Annotated in this window: 20 protein-coding genes; 2 read left to right on the plus strand and 18 right to left on the minus strand. The window is 67.7% G+C overall.

The genetic code is table 11. The features are described from left to right. Nucleotides 1–259: 259 nt before the first annotated feature. The 10 genes from I6I07_RS09690 to I6I07_RS09735 all read right to left on the minus strand — a co-directional run bounded on the left by I6I07_RS09690 (nucleotide 260) and on the right by I6I07_RS09735 (nucleotide 9,651). Nucleotides 260–865, minus strand: coding sequence for a glutathione S-transferase (locus I6I07_RS09690; RefSeq protein ID WP_006391678.1), 606 nt, complete (start codon nucleotides 863–865; stop codon nucleotides 260–262). 24 nt (nucleotides 866–889) lie between these two features. Then, on the minus strand, nucleotides 890–2,596 hold the full coding sequence (locus I6I07_RS09695) for an FAD-dependent oxidoreductase (protein ID WP_198486470.1): 1,707 nt from the start codon (nucleotides 2,594–2,596) through the stop codon (nucleotides 890–892). A 5-nt stretch (nucleotides 2,597–2,601) separates the two neighbouring features. After that, entirely contained in the window at nucleotides 2,602–3,342 is a 741-nt protein-coding gene (locus I6I07_RS09700) for an SDR family NAD(P)-dependent oxidoreductase (protein WP_198486471.1), read from the minus strand. An 8-nt stretch (nucleotides 3,343–3,350) separates the two neighbouring features. Further along, the gene (locus I6I07_RS09705) at nucleotides 3,351–4,103 is read right to left on the minus strand and encodes an SDR family NAD(P)-dependent oxidoreductase (RefSeq protein WP_198486472.1); all 753 of its coding nucleotides are present in this window, start codon (nucleotides 4,101–4,103) and stop codon (nucleotides 3,351–3,353) included. A gap of 28 nt (nucleotides 4,104–4,131) precedes the next feature. Beyond that, nucleotides 4,132–4,839 (minus strand): ABC transporter ATP-binding protein, encoded by a 708-nt coding sequence (locus tag I6I07_RS09710; RefSeq protein ID WP_332840440.1) that lies wholly within the window; start codon nucleotides 4,837–4,839, stop codon nucleotides 4,132–4,134. 4 nt (nucleotides 4,840–4,843) lie between these two features. Further along, the gene (locus I6I07_RS09715; RefSeq protein ID WP_198486473.1) at nucleotides 4,844–5,608 is read right to left on the minus strand and encodes an ABC transporter ATP-binding protein; all 765 of its coding nucleotides are present in this window, start codon (nucleotides 5,606–5,608) and stop codon (nucleotides 4,844–4,846) included. Next, the gene (locus tag I6I07_RS09720; protein ID WP_198486474.1) at nucleotides 5,605–6,609 is read right to left on the minus strand and encodes a branched-chain amino acid ABC transporter permease; all 1,005 of its coding nucleotides are present in this window, start codon (nucleotides 6,607–6,609) and stop codon (nucleotides 5,605–5,607) included. The genes I6I07_RS09715 and I6I07_RS09720 overlap by 4 nt, the downstream gene beginning before the upstream one ends. Then, nucleotides 6,606–7,508: a branched-chain amino acid ABC transporter permease gene (locus tag I6I07_RS09725; protein ID WP_198486475.1), complete on the minus strand. Its 903-nt coding sequence runs from the start codon at nucleotides 7,506–7,508 to the stop codon at nucleotides 6,606–6,608. Before I6I07_RS09725 ends, I6I07_RS09720 begins: the two co-directional genes overlap by 4 nt. A gap of 61 nt (nucleotides 7,509–7,569) precedes the next feature. Continuing rightward, nucleotides 7,570–8,781, minus strand: coding sequence for an ABC transporter substrate-binding protein (locus tag I6I07_RS09730; RefSeq protein ID WP_006391669.1), 1,212 nt, complete (start codon nucleotides 8,779–8,781; stop codon nucleotides 7,570–7,572). Between the two features lie 78 nt (nucleotides 8,782–8,859). Further along, a complete protein-coding gene (locus I6I07_RS09735) occupies nucleotides 8,860–9,651 on the minus strand; it encodes an SDR family NAD(P)-dependent oxidoreductase (protein WP_198486476.1) in 792 nt (263 codons plus the stop codon). 226 nt (nucleotides 9,652–9,877) lie between these two features. Here I6I07_RS09735 and I6I07_RS09740 point away from each other — a divergent pair, with 226 nt between their 5' ends. Then, nucleotides 9,878–10,534: a GntR family transcriptional regulator gene (locus tag I6I07_RS09740; protein WP_232625998.1), complete on the plus strand. Its 657-nt coding sequence runs from the start codon at nucleotides 9,878–9,880 to the stop codon at nucleotides 10,532–10,534. A 560-nt stretch (nucleotides 10,535–11,094) separates the two neighbouring features. Here I6I07_RS09740 and I6I07_RS09745 read toward each other — a convergent pair. Both I6I07_RS09745 and I6I07_RS09750 read right to left on the minus strand, forming a co-directional pair. After that, nucleotides 11,095–11,745, minus strand: coding sequence for a carbonic anhydrase (locus I6I07_RS09745; RefSeq protein ID WP_198486478.1), 651 nt, complete (start codon nucleotides 11,743–11,745; stop codon nucleotides 11,095–11,097). A gap of 164 nt (nucleotides 11,746–11,909) precedes the next feature. Continuing rightward, nucleotides 11,910–12,245, minus strand: a complete 336-nt coding sequence (locus I6I07_RS09750; RefSeq protein WP_198486479.1) for an FxLYD domain-containing protein — start codon at nucleotides 12,243–12,245, stop codon at nucleotides 11,910–11,912. A gap of 482 nt (nucleotides 12,246–12,727) precedes the next feature. Between I6I07_RS09750 and I6I07_RS09755 the strand changes: the two genes are divergently transcribed. After that, the gene (locus I6I07_RS09755) at nucleotides 12,728–13,099 is read left to right on the plus strand and encodes a PsiF family protein (protein WP_198486480.1); all 372 of its coding nucleotides are present in this window, start codon (nucleotides 12,728–12,730) and stop codon (nucleotides 13,097–13,099) included. 86 nt (nucleotides 13,100–13,185) lie between these two features. Here the strand turns inward: I6I07_RS09755 and I6I07_RS09760 are convergent, their stop codons facing one another. The 6 genes from I6I07_RS09760 to I6I07_RS09785 are packed head-to-tail and all read right to left on the minus strand — an operon-like array spanning nucleotide 13,186 to nucleotide 17,033. Beyond that, a complete protein-coding gene (locus I6I07_RS09760) occupies nucleotides 13,186–14,226 on the minus strand; it encodes a cyclase family protein (RefSeq protein WP_198486481.1) in 1,041 nt (346 codons plus the stop codon). A gap of 3 nt (nucleotides 14,227–14,229) precedes the next feature. Beyond that, complete coding sequence (gene pcaD, locus I6I07_RS09765) at nucleotides 14,230–15,009, minus strand: 3-oxoadipate enol-lactonase (protein ID WP_198486482.1); 780 nt, start codon at nucleotides 15,007–15,009, stop codon at nucleotides 14,230–14,232. Between the two features lie 55 nt (nucleotides 15,010–15,064). Then, a complete protein-coding gene (locus I6I07_RS09770; protein ID WP_054429399.1) occupies nucleotides 15,065–15,361 on the minus strand; it encodes a YciI family protein in 297 nt (98 codons plus the stop codon). 12 nt (nucleotides 15,362–15,373) lie between these two features. Continuing rightward, nucleotides 15,374–15,649: a muconolactone Delta-isomerase gene (gene catC, locus I6I07_RS09775; RefSeq protein WP_054429400.1), complete on the minus strand. Its 276-nt coding sequence runs from the start codon at nucleotides 15,647–15,649 to the stop codon at nucleotides 15,374–15,376. Nucleotides 15,650–15,702: 53 nt separating this feature from the next. Continuing rightward, complete coding sequence (locus I6I07_RS09780) at nucleotides 15,703–16,347, minus strand: 3-oxoacid CoA-transferase subunit B (protein ID WP_006391658.1); 645 nt, start codon at nucleotides 16,345–16,347, stop codon at nucleotides 15,703–15,705. After that, nucleotides 16,344–17,033 carry a 3-oxoacid CoA-transferase subunit A gene (locus tag I6I07_RS09785; protein WP_024070578.1) on the minus strand — a complete coding sequence of 230 codons (690 nt, stop codon included), beginning with the start codon at nucleotides 17,031–17,033 and terminating at the stop codon, nucleotides 16,344–16,346. Before I6I07_RS09785 ends, I6I07_RS09780 begins: the two co-directional genes overlap by 4 nt. Nucleotides 17,034–17,194 lie beyond the last annotated feature (161 nt).

The raw sequence follows: 17,194 nt of genomic DNA on the forward strand, positions 1-17,194 counted from the left end.
CTCAGTCTGAAACTGATGGGTCATGCTGTAAGTTGGAAAGAACGCAGCAATAAGTTTCAATGAATCGAGTGTTGATCGCCCCGATATCTTTCTGAAAAACCCGGATGATCGGATGAGGCTATTTCGCGATCAATAAAAAAGCCCCTGGCCAAGGCCAGGGGCGAGCGGCGAGCCCAAGGGGGGCGCCGTACAAGGCCGGTGCCCGGCCAGGAGCCCGGCGGGATCTCCCGGCGTGGCGCCGGCCCAAAACCGAGCCGAGTCAGGCGTGCGGCAGCGTGGCCTGCATTGACGGACGCTGGTTGAACGCCTTGAACCAGGCAGCGACGGCGGGGTGGCCGGCGCGCCAGTCGAAATCGGGATAGCGGAAATCCAGGTAGCCCAGGGCGCAGCCGACGGTGATGGTGCCGATGTCGAGGCGGCCTTCCAGGCTGGCGGCGGTCTTTTCGAGCAGCGCGAGGCCGTCGCGCACCTTGCCCATCTGGCCTTCGTACCAGCCGTCCCAGCGCAGCGGCTCGGGGCGCAGCACGGTTTCGTAGCGCGCCAGCAGCGCGGCGCCCAGCATGCCGTCGCCCAGCGACTGCTCGGCCAGCGCGCCCCAGCGCGCGGCGCCGGCGGGGAACAGCGCGCCCTTGCCCAGGTCGTTGAGGTATTCGCAGATGACGCGGCTGTCGAACAGGCGCTGGCCGTCGTCGGTGATCAGCGTCGGCACCTGGCCCAGCGGGTTGTCGGGAATGATGGTCTGGTCGCGGGCCACGGGGCCGGCGGCGCTGGGCAGCTTTTCGATGCGGTCGGCCAGTCCCAGCTCGTGGGCGATGACCATGCATTTGCGCACGAAAGGCGAGGCGGGCGAGAAATAGATCTTCATGGGAGTCCTAGTCGGGGTGGTGCGTCAGTGTTGGCCACGGGCGAGGTGTTGTCCAGCGACCCAGCCGAAAGTCAGCGCGGGTCCGAGCGTGATGCCGGGCGCGGGGTAGGCGCCGCCCATGACCGAATGCATGTCGTTGCCGGCCACGTAGAGGCCGGGGATGGCCTGGCCGTTCGCGTCCACGGCCTGTGCGTTGCCATTGGCGGCGATGCCGCAGGCCGTGCCGATGTCGCCGGCATAGACCTTGACCGCGTAGTAGGGGCCGGCGCCGAGCGGAGCCAGGCAGGGGTTGGGTTGGTGCTCCGGGTCGCCGAGATAGCGGTTGTAGGCGGTGCCGCCCTTGCCGAAGTCGGGGTCCAGGCCCTGCGCCGCGTGCTCGTTGTAGCGCGCCACGGTGGCGTGCAGCGCGTCCGCCGGCACGCCCAGCTTTTGCGCCAGCGCTTCCAGCGTCGGCGCCTGCAGCAGGTAGCCGGCGTCGATCAGGTGCTGGCGCGGGCGGCCGCCGGGCAGCGCCAGGCCCAGGCCCCAGGTGTCGATGAAGCGCTGGTCGCACAGCAGGAAGGCGGGCATCGTCGGCGCCTGTTCGTGGCTGCGGTACATGGCCTGCACGAAGGCGTGATACGAGGTCGATTCGTTGACGAAGCGGCGGCCCGCGCCGTTGACGGCGATGAGGCCGGGCTTGGCGCGGTCCCACACCAGGTGCGGATAGTGCAGGCGCTTGCCGCCGGCTTGCTCCAGGATCGAGACCGGCGCCCAGAAAGCGGGGCTGGAATGGCCCTGGCCCAGCGCCGCGCCGGCGTCCTCGGCCAGGCGGATGCCGTCGCCGGTATTGTCGCGCGGCGACATCGACCAGTCGTCGGTGGGGTGGGGATAGGTCTGGCGGCGGCGCGTCGAGTCCCACGGAAAGCCGCCGGTGGCCATCACCACGCCGCGGCGGGCGCGGATGTTCATGCGCCGGCCTTCATGTTCGACGGCGGCGCCCAGCACCGCGCCGTCGGCGTCGCGCAGCAGCGCCAGCGCCGGCGTGTCGAGCCAGTAAGGCACCTTGCGCGCAAGCATGGCGTGGAACAGCTGCGCGGCCAGCGCGTTGCCCAGCAGCAGGCGGGTGCCGCGATGGTAGCCGCGCAGGCGGTCCGCGCCATAGCGCAGAACCAGCTTCATGGCGTGGCGCCAGGAGGCGAACGCGCGGGTGGCGCGCAGCAGGTGGCGCACGTCGGTGATGGTGACCATCATGCCGCCCAGCACCGTGAATTCCTTGAGCGGATCGCGCAGCGTCTTGAAATGGCGGCCCAGCTTGCGGCCGTCGAATTCCACCGGGTCGAGCGAACGGCCGCCCATGGCGGCGCCGGGCAGGTCGGGGTAATAGTCGGGCGACGCGGTGCGCGCGGCCACCTGCAGGAAGCCGCGCTGCACCAGGTCATCCATCATGCGCGGGCCGGCCTCGAGATAGGCGCGCTTCATCTCGTCGGAGGCCGCGGCGCCGACGGTTTCCTGCAGATAGGTCCAGACCTTGTCGAAGCTGTCCGGATGGCCGGCGGCCTCGGTCTGGGCGTTCAACGGAATCCACAGCGCACCGCCGGAAATGGCGGTCGAGCCGCCGACACGGTCGGTCTTCTCGATGAGCAATACGTCCAGGCCCGCCACGCTGGCGGTCAGCGCGGCGCTCATGCCGCCCGCGCCCGAGCCGACCACGAGCGCGTCGACTTCCTTGTCCCACTTGATGCTGTCCATGCTGCCTATGCTCCCGACCCGCCCAGCGATTTGCCGCCGTCCACGAAAATCACCTGGCCGGTAATGAAGTCCATTTGCGGCGAGGCCAGGAACGACACCGCGTTGGCCACGTCTTGCGGCTGGCCGGCGCGGCCCGTGGGCTGCAGCGCCAGCTGGGCCGCCAGGCGCTCGGCGCTCAGGTTGCGCAGCAGCGGCGTGTCGATCAGCCCGGGGGCGATGGCGTTGACCAGGATGCCGCGCGGCGCCAGCTCCATGGCCGAGGCGCGGGTGTAGCCCACCAGCGCGGCCTTCGAGGCCACGTAATGCGGATGGTTGCGGGCGCCCAGGTAGGCGCGCGACGCGATGTTGACGATCTTGCCGCCGGCCGCCATGTCGCGCGCGGCTTCCTGTGTCAGGGTGGCGACGGCCAGCAGGTTGACGTCGTACATGCGGCGGTAGTCGTCGCTGGTGACGTCGAAGAACTTGCGCTCGTCGAACAGGCCGGCATTGTTGACCAGCGCCGCCAGCGGCGCCAGCTCGCGCACCAGGGCGCGGGTGGCGTGTTCGTCGGCCAGGTCGACCACGTGGTAGTCGACGTCCAGCCCTTGCGCGCGCAACGCCTGGGTTTCCTTATCGGCCAGGGCCGCGTTGCGGTCGGCCATGACGACGCGAAAGCCGTCGCGCGCCAGCCGTTCGACGATCGCCAGGCCCATGCCGCTGGCGCCGCCGGTCACCAGCGCGGTGCCAAGAGAATTGAGGGGTTCCATATCGATTCCTATACGGCCAGGTAGCCGCCGTCCACCGGCAGCACCACGCCATTGACGTAGCTGGCCATGTCCGAGGCCAGGAACAGCACGGGGCCGACGATCTCGTCGGCGCGTCCGGCCCGCGCCATCGGCGCGCGCCGCAGGTACCAGTCGGTGCCGTTGGCCTGGGCGCGCTGGCCGGCGGTCATCTCGGTTTCCATCAGGCCGGGAGCGACGGCGTTGACGCGCACGCCATGCGGCGCCAGGTCGCGCGCCAGCACTTCGGTGAACGAGCGCACGCCGCCCTTGGACACCACGTAGCCGGCGGTCGAGATGCCGCAGCCGTACGCCACGATCGAGCACAGGTTGACGATGGCGCCGCGGCTGGCCTTGAGCTGTTCGACGAAGGCGTGGGTGACGTTGAAGGTGCCTTGCAGGTTCACGTTCATCACGCGCTCCCAGATCTGCGGCGTCTGCGGATCGTCGAACGGCGCCCGCGCCGAGATGCCGGCGTTGTTGACCAGCACGTCGATGGCGCCGTGGCGTGCTTCGCATTCGACGGCGAAGGCGCGCACCGCCTGCGCATCGGTCACGTCCAGCGCCGCGTCGATGGCGCGGCCGCCCGCGGCCGCGATGGCCTGGGCGCTGGCGCGGGCCAGCGCGGGGTCGAGATCGGCCACGATCACGGTGGCGCCTTCGCGGGCGAAGCCCTGCGCGATGGTGGCGCCCAGGCCGCGCCCGGCGCCGGTGACGAGGACTCGCTTGTCTTGCATCATGCCCATGGTTTTCTCCCTTTAGCGTGAACAGGCCCTAGCCGCCCAGGTAGGCGCGCTGCACGCCTTCGTCGCTGGCCAGCGCGGCCGATTCGCCTTCCAGCGCGATCTCGCCGTTTTCCAGGATGTAGGCATAGCTGGACACCGACAGCGCCAGCTTCACGTTCTGTTCCACCAGCAGGATGGTGATGCCCTGTTCGCGGTTCAGGCGCAGCACGATGTCGAAGATCTGTTCCACCACCAGCGGCGACAGGCCCATGGACGGCTCGTCCAGCAGGATCATGCGCGGGCGCGCCATCATGGCGCGGCCGGTGGCCAGCATCTGCTGTTCGCCGCCCGACAGCGTGGCGGCCTTCTGCTCGAAGCGCTCGCGCAGCCGCGGGAAGGTGTCGCAGACCATGTCCAGGTCGGCCTTGACCGCCTGGCGGTCCTGGCGCAGGTAGGCGCCCATTTCCAGGTTCTCGCGCACACTCATCTCGCGGAAGATCTCGCGGCCTTCCGGCACCTGCACGATGCCGCGGCTGACGATGGCGTCGGCCGGCTGGCGATGGATGGCCTCGCCGGCAAAGCGCACGCTGCCCGCGGTGGGCGTCACCAGCCGCGAGATCACGTTGAGCGTGGTGGACTTGCCGGCGCCGTTGGCGCCCAGCAGCGCGACGATGGCGCCTTGCGGCACTTTCAGCGACACGTCCTGCAGGGCGCGGATGTTGCCGTAGGCGGCGCTGACCGATTCGACTTCAAGCAGGTTCTCAGCCACCGGCGGCTCCCTTGCCCAGATAGGCTTCGATGACGCGGGGGTTGCTGCGCACCTCCGCGGGCGTGCCTTCGGCGATCTTCTCGCCGAACGACATGACGGTGATGCGATCGGAGATCGACATCACCAGCTGCATCACGTGCTCGACCAGCAGCACCGTGATGCCGTCGCGTTCGCACAGTTCGGTGAGGATGTGGTCGAGCGTCTCGATCTCGCGGTTGCGCAGGCCGGCGGCGGGCTCGTCCAGCAACAGCAGCTTGGGCGAGATGGCCAGCGCGCGCGCCAGCTCCAGCATCTTCTGGCGGCCGAAGTCCAGGCTGCACGCGGGCGTGTCGAGGAAGTCGGCCAGGCCGACGCGTTCAAGCAGATGCTCGACGCGTTCACGCGCCTCGGCGTTGGCCGGACGCAGCAGGCGCGAGGCCGTGTTGGCGCCGTGCGCATAGGTGCCCAACAGCGCGTTCTCGCGCACGCTCAGGGCGCTGAACAGCTCCAGGTTCTGGAAGGTGCGGGCCACGCCCAGCGCGGCCATCTCGTGCGGCTTTTTCTTCGTGATGTCGACGCCGTCGAAGACGATGCGGCCCTGCGTCGGCCGGTAGTAGCGCGAGACGCAGTTGAAGGTGGTGGACTTGCCGGCGCCGTTGGGACCGATCAGCGCATGGATGCGGCCGCGCTCGACCTGCATCGACAGGCCGTTGATGGCGGTCAGGCCGCCGAACTTCACCGTCAGTCCCTGGACGTCGAGGTAGGGTTGGGCGCTCATGCCGCGCTCCTTTGCGAGGGTTTGGCGGCGGCGCCCTGGGCGTCGCGGCGCGCGGGCAGCGGGGCGGCCGGCGGCGGCGCGCGGCGGCGGGCCTCGCGGCTGGCGAAAAGGCCCTTGGGCGCGAACATCATGAAGCCCATCAGGATCACGCCGTAGATGATTTCCTGGAACGACAGCGCCTGGCGCAGCAGCTCCGAGATCAGGCCGAAGCCGATCGCGCCGGCGATGGCGCCGCGCACCGAGCCGATGCCGCCCACCACCACCATGGTCAGGATCAGGATGGTGGTCTGGAAGCCCAGGCTTTCCGGGTGGATGAACGAGGCGAAGGTGGTGTACATGCCGCCGGCGATGCCGGCGTAGGCGGCCGACAGCGTGAAGGCAGTGCGCTTGATGGCGTTGACGTTCACGCCCATGGCCTGCGCCGCCACGTCGCTTTCGCGCACGGCGCGCAGGGCCGAGCCCAGCTGCGAGCGCGACAGCGCCACGGTGGCCCACAGCAGCAGCGCGGCGATTGCGACCACGAAGGGATAGGCCTTGATGTCGGACACCAGTTCATAGCCGAACAGCGTGGCCGGCGAAATGCGGAAGCCGTTCGAGCCATTGGTCACCGACTGCCAGTTCAGGAACACCCACTGCATGGCCTCGCCGAAGGCGAAGGTCGACAGCGCCAGGTAGATGTCGCGCATGCGCAGCGCCAGGGCGCCGATGACGTAGCCCAGCAGCGCGGCCAGCAGCCCGCCGGCCACGATCGACACGAAGAAGGGCGGATGCCAGAGGTTGTTGATCAGCCCCGCCGTATAGATGCCGACGCCGTAGAACGCGGCGTGCGACAGCGCGAACTGTCCGGTCTCGCCGATGACGATGTGCAGGCCCAGGGCCAGCACCACGAACACCATCAGCAGGTTGACGACGTAGATCACATAGCCGCTGGCCACGAACGGCAGGGCCGCCAGCACCACGGCCATCAGCGCCAGCAGGGCGCGGTCGGTCTTGGATTTCATACTTTTTTCACCTGCAGTTTGCCGCCCAGCAGGCCTTGCGGACGCAGCAGCAGCACCACCATGATGGCGACGAAGGGCGCCACCACGATGGCGTTGGTCGAAATGAACAGGCCCACCAGGTTCTCGGCCACGCCGATCACGAAGCCGCCGACCACCGCGCCGGGCAGGCTGGTGATGCCGCCGACGATGGCGGCCGCGTAGGCCAGGATCGCGATATGGCCGATGTCCGGCGTGATCAGGATCTTGGGCGTGATGAGCAGCGCGGCCACGGCCGAGATCAGCCCGGACAACGCCCACACCATCATGCGGATGCGCGTCAGGTTCACGCCCACCAGGCGCGCGGCCTTGGGGTTCATGCCGACGGCGCGCATGGCCTTGCCCACGCGGGTATAGGTGAACATCACGTACAGCAGCAGCATCACGCCCACGGCCACGGCGAAGATCACCAGGTCCAGCTGCGTCAGCACGGCGTCGCCGATGATGATGGCGTCGGTGGGCGCCAGCGGCGGCAGCGAGCGCGGCGTGTCGCCCAGGCCGGTCTGGCGCACCAGCCCCTTCAGGGCGTAGGCCAGGCCCAGCGTGGCGATCACCATCTGCACGCCCACGCCCTTGGAGGCGATGACGCGCTCCATCACGACGCGCTGGAACAGACCGGAGACCGCCGCCACCACCAGCAGCGTGACCGGAATCACGACCAGGTAGGGCCAGCCCATCACCAGGGTCAGGAACAGGGCAATGTAGCCCCCGACCATGAAGATCTCGCCCTGGGCGAAATTGGGCACGTCGGTGGTCTTGAAGATAATGACGACGGCGACCGCCAGCAGCGCGTACACGCTGCCCGTCACCAGTCCCGACAGCACCCCCTGCTGCAGGAACAACCAGATATCGGCAAAGCTCATGATGGTCTCCGGCGGTCCGCGCGGCGCTGCGCCGCGGCGCGGACCTGGCCTGTGGCGGCGGTTACGGCTGGTACTGCCAGACGCTCTTGAAGGCGCCCGGCACGAGCGACATGTTGGTGCCGTCGAACTTGATATAAATGGCCGACTCCTGCGCGGCGCGGTCGTTCGGGCCGAATTCGATCGGGCCGGCCATGACGCCGGAATCGAACTTCATGGTCTCCAGCGCGGCCAGCACCTTCTCGCGGGTGGGCTGCGGGCCGGCGGCTTTGAGCGCGTTGACCACCGCCATGGCGGGCGGCAGGCCGTAGGGCATGTAGGTCTGCGGATGGCCGGGCTTGGCGGCCAGGTCCGGATAGGCCTGCTTGTACATGTCGTAGACCCAGGTCAGCTTCGAGCCGCCGGGCACGTCGGCCAGCACTTCCTGGATGTAGACGTTCTTGAAGGCATCCTTGTTGCCGACGTTCTCGACCAGCTGCTTCAGGTCGGCGGTGCCGTTGACGGCCAGCACGATGGGCTTGTTCCAGCCCAGTTCCTGCGCCTTCTTGATGATCAGCGCAGCCGGGCGGGCGTACGTCGTCAGCAACAGCACGTCGGGATTGCCGGCGCGGATCTTCAGCATCGGCGCGGTGACGTCGGTGATGTTGGGATTGACCGATTGCACTTGCAGGTTCACGCCGCCCAGCTGCTTGGCCTGGGCCTGCGCCGCTTCCAGGTTCCAGCCGCCGTAGGCGTCGTCGTGGTTGATGTAGCCGATCTTGGCGGCCTTCAGGTGCTCGTTGGCGAACTGCACCATCGAGCCGCCCACGGCGTGCTGCGAGATCGAGAACGCGCCGTAGATGTACTTGGACGGCGGATACAGCGCGCCGTCGCCGGAGGCGTTGAGCATGACCAGCGGCACCTTCTCGCGCTCGACGTATTCGCGCGCGGCCACCACGGCGGCCGAGCACGAGCCGCCGTTGAGCAGGAACACCTTGTCCTGCTCGGTCAGCTTCTTGACCGCCGCCACCAGGTCGTTGGCGTTGCAGCGGTCGTCCTCGATCACCAGTTCGATCTGGCGGCCGTTGATGCCGCCTTCCCTGTTGACCTTGGCGTACCACATCTTGGCGGCGTTCAGCACGTCGAAGCCATAGGCCATGCCGCTGCCCGAGAGCGGCGCGAACAGGCCGATCCTGATGGTCTTGTCGGTGATGCCGGGTTCCTGCTGGGCCTGGGCGGAGGCGCCCAGGGCAAGGGCGCATAGCGCGGCGGCCGCGTGGCGGCGAAGGTGCTTCATGGTTTGTCTCCCGTTTTTTGAGTGCGCGCCTTTATCCATGGCGCGTTGCTGCGTGGCGGCGATGCCGCCGGATTGGGTTCACTGCATGCGGTAGCCACCGTTCACGTCGATGACGCTGCCGGTGATGTAGCCCGCTTCTTCCGAGGCCAGGAAACGCACGGCCGCGGCGACGTCGTCCACCGTGCCGATGCGGCCCAGCGGAATCGCCTGTGCGGCGGCCGCGAGGGCGCCGCTGCTGGTGACGGTGCTGCGCAGCATGTCGGTGTCGATCAGCCCCGGCGCGATGCCGTTGACGGTGACGCCCAGGTGCGCGGATTCGCGCGCCATGGCCTTGGTCAGGCCCAGCACGGCCGACTTGGCGGCGATGTACGAGGCGCTGGAGCGATAGCCGCCTAGCTGCGCGGCGACCGAGGTGAAGGTGACGATGCGGCCGTGCTGGAGCGGCGCGGCTTCGCGCCGACGCAGGTAGGCGCGGCCGCACAGGAACACGCCGCGCGCGTTGACGGCGAAGCTGCGTTCCCAGATGTCGAGCGTGGTGTCCTTGATCAGCGGGCGTTCGCCGTTGGCCTGGAACAGCAGCAGGCCGGCGGCGCTGACCAGCACGGCGATGGGGCCGTGGGCCTGTTCGATCTGGTCGAACGCCATTTCGACGGCGCTTTCGTCGCTGACGTCGAAGGCGTGGGCGCTGTGCGGCGCGCCAAGCTCATCGGCCACGCGACGCGCGCGCTGGGCATCCACGTCCGACACCACCACGCGGTAGCCGGCGCGGGCCAGTTCCTGGCAGATGGTGGCGCCGATGCCGCCGCCACCGCCGGTGACGAGCGCGAGTCGCGGGGCCGGGCCTGCGGCCGGCGTGGATACATTGGACATGCTGTCTCCTGTTGCGCGGATTCGCCTGCCTTGGGAGGGGCGTCCGCCGATCTGAATTTTTGGCGATTATGTATACATGAAGGAATGGCAGGTATAGGGGGTTTCCCGTAGTCGCATAGGAACTTTGATCGTTCTCATTGGGGAAAGCCCTAGCGAGGTGGTAAGGGAAGCTGTCGCATGTATTCTTCATGTATACAATGCGGGCATGGATACGCTATCTCAACACGTGACCGATACGCTGCGGGACTGGGTGCTGCATGGCAAGTTCAGCCCCGGGGCCCGTCTGGAGGAAATCCCGCTGGCCGAGAAGCTGGGGGTGTCGCGCACGCCGGTGCGGGCGGCCCTGGCGACGCTGGGCAACGAGGGGCTGCTGGAGCATCTGCCCAAGCGCGGCTATACGGTGCGGGCCTATGACATCGCCGAGATCGTGGCGGCCTATGAGGTGCGGGCGGCGCTCGAGGGCCTGGCCTGTCGGCAGGCGGCGCTGCGCGGCCTGTCGAATGACGCGGTGGCGGTGCTGAAGAACTGCCTGGACGAAGGCGACCGCATTCTCGGCAAGGGGGTGCTGCTGGCGGAGGATCACCTGCCGTATCAGCAGGTCAACATCACCTTGCACAACGGGATCCTGGAGGCGGCGGGCAATCCGTGGGTGAAGCGGTTCGCGGCGCAGGCGCAGGCGATTCCGTATGCGTCGGATCGGATCATCCTGTGGGAGGACCATGGGATCATTCTGCGGTCGCATGATGATCATCATCGGATCGTGAATGCCATTATTGCGCGGGATGGGGCGCGGGCTGAGGATCTGATGCGGGAGCATGTCTATTATGCGGGGATTATTCTTAAGAATAATTATGAGAGGTTGGCGCAGGCTTATCGGGTTTGAGGGGGGGTGGGTTTTGCTGAGTGGCGCTTGGTTCTTTAGGCGCGGGTGACGGGGCAGGCGGGGGATGGCGGGGCTACGATTGCGGTCCGGAGCGTTCGCTCCGGACTGCCCCTGCGTCAACCTCGTCCGCCTGCGGCTCCCTTCGGTTTCCCTTGGGCGCATCTACACGCCCCGCCATCCCCCGCCTGCCCCGTCACCCGCTCGCGATGAGGCTTGGCGGCGGGCTTTGGGGCGAGCTGGTTGCTTGGCGTTTTTGCCAGCAATCGTGAGGGTGGGGAGGGGGTTTGCGGGGTCGCCAAAGGCGGCCGCGCGGGCGGCCTTCTTTGGCGTTTGGGTGTCTTGCGTCGGAGGGGTGACGCTGCGCGCCGGGGACGGCGGGCAATGGCGCTGCGTGGATTGCGATGCCACGCCTGTGGTTGTTTGGCGCGCCGATTGGGGTGGGTAACGGGCGGCGCTTGCCGCGTTTGCATGGAGCGGAAATGGCTGCGCTACTAGCCCGTGGCGGGCTGTGGCAGCGCGGCAAGCGCGCGGCGGGCAAGCCGCCGCGTTCGCCGGGGGGATTAGCTGGGCAGGCCGGTTTCCACGCAGGGGCTGAATTCGCCGGTGGCGGCGTCGCGCAGGAACAGGACGCCGGTGGCGACGCCGAAGTAGGTGCCGTGCAGTTCCAGGTCGCCCTTTTCGACGCGGCGGCGGATGGACGGGAAGGTCATCAGGTTCTTGAGGCTGTGGCCGATGACGGCGAGTTCGAGGCGCTTGAGGTTGGCGGCGCGGTCGTCGCCGCCGGGGCCGAGTTCGTCGGCGACGGGGGCGATCTGGGACATCCACTTGCCGATGAAGTCGCCCTTGGTCAGGGGCTTGGCGTCGTCGAAGAAGGCGCGGATGCCGCCGCAGGAGGCGTGGCCGAGGACGACGATGTGCTTGACGTTCAGGCCGTTGACGGCGAACTCGATGGCGGCGCTGGTGCCGTGGTACGAGGATTCGGAGTCGGGGTCACAGGGCGGGACCAGGTTGGCGACGTTGCGCACGACGAACATTTCGCCAGGGCCGGCGTCGAAGATGGCCTCGGGCGAGACGCGCGAGTCGCAGCAGCCGATGATCAGGATTTCCGGGCTTTGCCCAGTTTCGGCCAGTTTTTCGTAGCGGCTGCGTTCGGAGTGGAAGCGGCCGGCGAGAAAGGACTGATAGCCTTCGGTGAGTCTTTTGGGAAACATGATCTTTTCACTTCCTTGGTAACGATGCCAGGCGTGCTGGCGTGCCGGCAGACGCAACAAGGGGCTTCGTGTGGAAGCCCCTTTTGTCGAGTCGGCTGCCGAATTTTCCCACAATTGGACTTACGCCGGCTTGACTAAACCCTATCCAGATAAGGGTTTTTGGCCTATCGGGCGCGTATGTCCAGCGCGGTGACCTTGGCGAATCGCAGCGGCGTGATGGCGCGGATCATCTTGATCTGCCCCGGCGCCAGCGGGCCGATGTCGTCGTCGCGCACGCGGCCGATTTCGCGGCCCTGGTCGTCGTAGAGGACGAAGGTGAGCATGACGTAGTTGACGGCGCGGGCCGACTGGTTGGCGAGCGAGCCGGTGATGGTGGAGACGTTTTCGTTGGTGTCGCGGATGGCCTGGACGTTGCCCAGCGTGACGCCGTACAGGCTTTGCGCCTGGGCGCCACCGGTCAGGCCGGCCAGCAATGCAAGGAAGGCAAGGGCGGTTTTCATGACGGTCTCCTGTGGGGCCCGGCTACCGGGTTGCCCTCGCCGCGGTCTCTGGCGTCGCGTGTCGGGGGCATGCGTCTATCTCACTCCTTTCCCGGGCGGGGCACAACGGCCCAAAGGGATGAATGGGTAACAGGTTGCTGGGGATAGCCGCAGATTCATTCGTGGATGCCACAAGTGCATCGGAATGTCTCCGACTTGCGGCTATTTGCCGTCCTTTCGGGGTGAATTCCGTGCTGTTCGGGATGTCGGCGGCGCCCTCGGCGTGACCGTTCATCCGAAGGGCGGGACGGCGCTGCGGGGCGCTCCGGACCTCGCCTTTCCGCAAGCTGAACGATCGCGGCGGCGTTAGCATTTGTTGTCCTTTCGGCGCTTGCGAAGCGTGCCGCTTTGTCCGATGATGACCTCGCCGGCAACTTGGCCGGCGGATCTTGCGGCCCGGGCGTGCGCCAGATGGCGCCGGCGGGCGATCAAGGGAGGAACTCATGCTTTCCCGTACTAGCCAATTGGCTTCGGCCATCGTGTTGTCCGCCTGCTGCTTCGGCGCCGTCTACGCCCAGACGCCCGCCGCCACGCCCGCACCCGCCAAGACCTCCGCGCCCGCCGCCACGCCTGCCGCCAAGACGCCCACCCCGCAGCAGCAGCGCATGGCCGACTGCAACAAGTCGGCCGAAGGCAAGAAGGGCGATGACCGCAAGACGTACATGAGCGCGTGCCTGAAGGGCGAGGCGCCGGCGCCCGCCAAGCAATTGACGCCGCAACAGCAGAAGATGAAGGATTGCAACGCCAAGGCCGGCGAGCAGAAGCTGACCGGCGACAAGCGCAAGACCTTCATGAGCACCTGCCTGAAGGGCTGAACGCGGCATTGAATCCGCGCACAAAAAAAGCGCCGGCCGTTGAACGGACCGGCGCTTTTTTCGTGCGCGTCCCCAGCGGGGCGCGCCTACACCGTGGCGATCGGCGTGACCGGCGAACCGATCGCGTGCGGCAGGCGCAGCGGCGGGGCGGTCAGCATGAAGCGGTGGCGGCCGTTGGCGCGCAGCCAGTCGGCCAGGTCCTTCAGGTACCACAGCTCGGCCAGCGGCAGGCCCAGCTTGAACAGGCAGTGGTGGTGCAGCGGCAGCATCGCGCGCGGGCCGGTCTTTTCTCGCGCGGGATAGGCTTCCACGGCGTAGTTGTCGGCGCAGATGGCGGCGATGCCGCTGTCGGTGATCCACTGCAGCAGCGCGGCATCGGTGCCGTCGAGCGCGGCGCCGTAGGTGTGCAGCACCTCGGCGTCGGGCTTGCCGGCCATGGCGACCACGGCCTCGGCGTAGCCGGTGCGCAGCACCAGCATGTCGCCGGACTCGATCTCAATGCCGTCGGTCTTGAGCACGTGCATGATCTCGGCGTGGCCGATCAGGGTGCGGCCGGGGCCATAGTGGCGCGCCAGGTCCAGCAGCACGCCGCGGCCCTGCATGCCTTTCTGCGCCAGGTTCTCGACACCCAGTTTCAACGCGGCCGAGGGGCCGCCGCTGTTGCAGCCGCAGCCGGTGTGGTCGCCGTCGGCCGGGCCGACGACGTCGACGCCGGCCTGGAAGCCGTTGTAGTAGCGCAGCTCGGGCTTGCCGTCGCCATCGGCGTCGAACAGCGCGCCGACGTGCGCCAGCGCGTCCCATTGCGTCGAGTACTGCATCGACAGCAGCACCTGGTCGTCGCTCAGCACGTCGACCGCGTCCGGGTTGACGTTGCGCAGCGGGAAGTTCAGGTAGGGCGTGTCGGCCAGCCGGGTCGGGCTCAGTTGCGGCGGATGGCGCCGCGGGTTGAGCACGTTGCCGCCGGGCAGGTCCAGCGGCAGCGACAGGCAGAAGGTCTTGCCGGCGCGGATTTCACGCGCGCCTTTCAGGACCTGTTCTTCGGTGATGAGATTGAGGCGGCCGAGTTGGTCGTCGGGTCCGAAGTCGCCCCAGTTGGAGCCTTCGGGCCGATGGGTCCAGCGCTGCATGGCTTACTCCGTGAGGAAGTCGACCACCGCGCGGGTGAAGGCTTCCGGTTGTTCCCAGTTGGAGATGTGGGAGGTGTTCAGTTCGAGATAGCGCGCGCCGTTGATGGCGCCTGCCAGTTCCTTGCCCTGCGCGGGCGTGGCGGCCAGGTCGTGGGTGCCGGCGATGACCAGCGTCGGCGCCTGGATGGCCGACACCTGTTCGCGGAAATCGGCGTCGCGCAGCGCGGCGCAGTTGCCCGAGTAGCCGGCGTCGGACGTGCGGCGCAGCATGTCGACCAGCACTTGCGACAGGCCCGGCTCGGCGGCGCGGTAGCCGTCGGTGAGCCAGCGCTCGACCAGCGTGGGCGCCATCTTTTCCAGCGTCTGTTCGGCCACGGCGGCGATGCGGGCGCTCCAGCCTTCGGCCGAGCCGATGCGCGCGGCGGTGTTGCACAGGATCAGCTTGCCGATCAGCTCGGGGCGGTTCAGCGCCAGCCACAGGCCGGTGGGACCGCCCATCGACAGGCCGCAGAAGTGGGCGCGTTCGATGTTCAGGTGCGCCAGCAGTTCGGCGACGTCGTTGCCCAGCTGCGCGAAGCTGTATTCGCCGTCGGGGATCGAGGATTTGCCATGGCCGCGGGTGTCGTAGCGCAGCACGCGGAAGTGCTTGCTCAGCTCGGGAATCTGGCGCGCCCACATGTCGGCGCAGGTGCCCAGCGAATTGGAGAGCACCAGCACCGGCGCGTCGGCGGGGCCATCGATGATGTAGTACAGCCGTGCCTGGCTGAGATCGGCGTAAGACATGCGGGAAATCCTCGGGGAATGAAAGCGCGGCCACCCGGAGGCGGCCGCGTGGCGATTACAGGTGGCAGGTGCCGTCGATGTAGGCCTTGCGCCAGCGCGTGATGGTCACGCGCTGGAACAGCTGCGCCTGGGCGAAGGGATCGGCGTCGATGAACTGCTGCGCGGCCTCGCGCGTGTCCAGGTCGACGATGTACAGGCCGCCGCCCAGGTCCTTGCCGTCATCCTGCAGCTTGGCGCCGCAGGCCAGCAGCAGGTGCTTGTTGGCGTCCAGGTATTCCAGGTGCGCGGCGCGATGCTGCTGGCGCATGGCCTGGTGGTCCGGCTTGTCGAAGGTTTCGATGATGTAGGGCATGGGCGGCTCCGTTCAGATCGCCGAGGGATGGCGCGCCAGCGCCGTCACCTGGATGTCCATGTAGGGGAACAGCGGCAGCGACGACAGCAGCGTGTGCAGTTCGTCGTTGTCCTGCACGTCGAAGATGCTGACGTTGGCGTAGCGGCCGACGACGCGCCACAGGCTCTTCCACTTGCCGTCGCGTTGCAGCTGCTGCGCCAGGGCCTTTTCGTCGGCCTTGAGCTTGTCGGCTTGGGCCGCCGGCATGTCGACGGGCAGATTGACCTGCATTTGAACCATGAACAACATGATGGGTGTCTCCAGGAAATCGGCCCCGGCGTTGCCGGGGCGCGGGGGAAGGATCAGTTGGAAAACTTCAGCGGCAGGCCGGTCAGGCGCAGCAGCTCGTCGGCGGTGGTTTCGCCGAACATGTCGATCACCGTGACGCCATCGGCGCGGATGTCGAACACGGCCACGTCGGTGTACACGCGCGACACGCAGCGCACGCCGGTCAGCGGATAGGTGCAGACGTCGACCAGCTTGCTCTGGCCTTCGCGGGTCTGCAGTTCCATCATGACGAAGACGTCCTTGGCGCCGATGGCCAGGTCCATCGCGCCGCCCACGGCGGGGATGGCGTCGGGCGCGCCGGTGTGCCAGTTGGCCAGGTCGCCGTGCTGCGACACCTGGAAGGCGCCCAGCACGCAGATGTCCAGGTGGCCGCCGCGCATCATCGCGAACGAGTCGGCGTGATGGAAGAACGAGCAGCCGGGCAGTTCGGTGACGGGCTGCTTGCCGGCGTTGATGAGGTCGTAGTCTTCCTCGCCCTTGGCCGGCGCCGGGCCCATGCCCAGCATGCCGTTCTCGGTGTGCAGGATGACTTCGCGGTCGGCCGGCAGGTGGTTGGCCACCAGCGTCGGCAGGCCGATGCCGAGGTTGACGTAGGCGCCCTCAGGAATGTCCTGGGCGACGCGGGCGGCGATCTGGTCGCGGGTCAGTTTGGTGCTCATTGCTGCTCCTTGGCGGCCTGGGCGGCGTCGATCTGCACGACGCGCTGCACGAAGATGCCGGGGGTGACGACGGTTTCCGGATCGAGGGCGCCCAGTTCGACGACTTCACGCACCTGCGCCACGGCCACGCGCGCGGCGCTGGCCATGATGGGGCCGAAGTTGCGCGCGGTCTTGCGGTACACCAGGTTGCCCCAGCGGTCGCCGCGCTCGGCCTTGATGAGCGCGTAGTCGGCGTGCAGCGGATATTCCAGCACGTACTGGCGGCCGTTGATCTCGCGCGTTTCCTTGCCGTCGGCCAGCGGGGTGCCGTAGCCGGTGGGCGAGAAGAACGCGCCGATGCCGGCGCCGGCGGCGCGGATGCGCTCGGCCAGGTTGCCCTGGGGCACCAGTTCGAGTTCGATCTTGCCGCTGCGGTACAGGCCGTCGAAGATCTGCGAGTCCACCTGGCGCGGGAACGAGCAGATGATCTTGCGCACGCGGTTGGCGCCGAGCAGGGCGGCCAGGCCGGTGGTGCCGTTGCCGGCGTTGTTGTTGATGATGACCAGATCCTTGGCGCCTTGCTCGAGCAGGGCGTCGATCAGTTCCATGGGCTGGCCGGCGGTGCCGAAGCCGCCGATCATGACGGTGGCGCCGTCCGGGACGTCGGCGAGGGCGGCCGCCGCGCTTGCAACAAGCTTAGAAATCATGGTGTTCGCTCATAGGTGGCGTGTCATAATTTGTTCTTAATTAGAACTTTCGTTCTTCTGAAGAACATCGTTTCATGGGGATAGTCGACCGTCAAGGCAAGCCGGCGCGGTGCGATCCTCCCCGTTTCAGGGTTGCCGGCAGCGGCAACGTTTTTTCTCGC

It is taken from the genome of Achromobacter deleyi (assembly GCF_016127315.1).
Taxonomy (GTDB): Bacteria; Pseudomonadota; Gammaproteobacteria; order Burkholderiales; family Burkholderiaceae_B; genus Achromobacter; species Achromobacter insuavis_A.

Bases quoted from the DNA above. Each gene is read 5' to 3' on its own strand.
- I6I07_RS09690 (WP_006391678.1), bottom strand. From the start codon at position 865: ATGAAGATCTATTTCTCGCCCGCCTCGCCTTTCGTGCGCAAATGCATG.
- I6I07_RS09715 (WP_198486473.1), bottom strand. From the start codon at position 5,608: ATGAGCGCCCAACCCTACCTCGACGTCCAGGGACTGACGGTGAAGTTC.
- I6I07_RS09750 (WP_198486479.1), bottom strand. From the start codon at position 12,245: ATGAAAACCGCCCTTGCCTTCCTTGCATTGCTGGCCGGCCTGACCGGT.
- I6I07_RS09700 (WP_198486471.1), bottom strand. From the start codon at position 3,342: ATGGAACCCCTCAATTCTCTTGGCACCGCGCTGGTGACCGGCGGCGCC.
- I6I07_RS09720 (WP_198486474.1), bottom strand. From the start codon at position 6,609: ATGAAATCCAAGACCGACCGCGCCCTGCTGGCGCTGATGGCCGTGGTG.
- I6I07_RS09770 (WP_054429399.1), bottom strand. From the start codon at position 15,361: ATGCCCTACATCATCGAAACCTTCGACAAGCCGGACCACCAGGCCATG.
- pcaD (WP_198486482.1), bottom strand. From the start codon at position 15,009: ATGTCTTACGCCGATCTCAGCCAGGCACGGCTGTACTACATCATCGAT.
- I6I07_RS09755 (WP_198486480.1), top strand. From the start codon at position 12,728: ATGCTTTCCCGTACTAGCCAATTGGCTTCGGCCATCGTGTTGTCCGCC.
- I6I07_RS09760 (WP_198486481.1), bottom strand. From the start codon at position 14,226: ATGCAGCGCTGGACCCATCGGCCCGAAGGCTCCAACTGGGGCGACTTC.
- I6I07_RS09735 (WP_198486476.1), bottom strand. From the start codon at position 9,651: ATGTCCAATGTATCCACGCCGGCCGCAGGCCCGGCCCCGCGACTCGCG.
- I6I07_RS09730 (WP_006391669.1), bottom strand. From the start codon at position 8,781: ATGAAGCACCTTCGCCGCCACGCGGCCGCCGCGCTATGCGCCCTTGCC.
- I6I07_RS09695 (WP_198486470.1), bottom strand. From the start codon at position 2,596: ATGGACAGCATCAAGTGGGACAAGGAAGTCGACGCGCTCGTGGTCGGC.
- catC (WP_054429400.1), bottom strand. From the start codon at position 15,649: ATGTTGTTCATGGTTCAAATGCAGGTCAATCTGCCCGTCGACATGCCG.
- I6I07_RS09745 (WP_198486478.1), bottom strand. From the start codon at position 11,745: ATGTTTCCCAAAAGACTCACCGAAGGCTATCAGTCCTTTCTCGCCGGC.
- I6I07_RS09705 (WP_198486472.1), bottom strand. From the start codon at position 4,103: ATGGGCATGATGCAAGACAAGCGAGTCCTCGTCACCGGCGCCGGGCGC.
- I6I07_RS09725 (WP_198486475.1), bottom strand. From the start codon at position 7,508: ATGAGCTTTGCCGATATCTGGTTGTTCCTGCAGCAGGGGGTGCTGTCG.
- I6I07_RS09780 (WP_006391658.1), bottom strand. From the start codon at position 16,347: ATGAGCACCAAACTGACCCGCGACCAGATCGCCGCCCGCGTCGCCCAG.
- I6I07_RS09785 (WP_024070578.1), bottom strand. From the start codon at position 17,033: ATGATTTCTAAGCTTGTTGCAAGCGCGGCGGCCGCCCTCGCCGACGTC.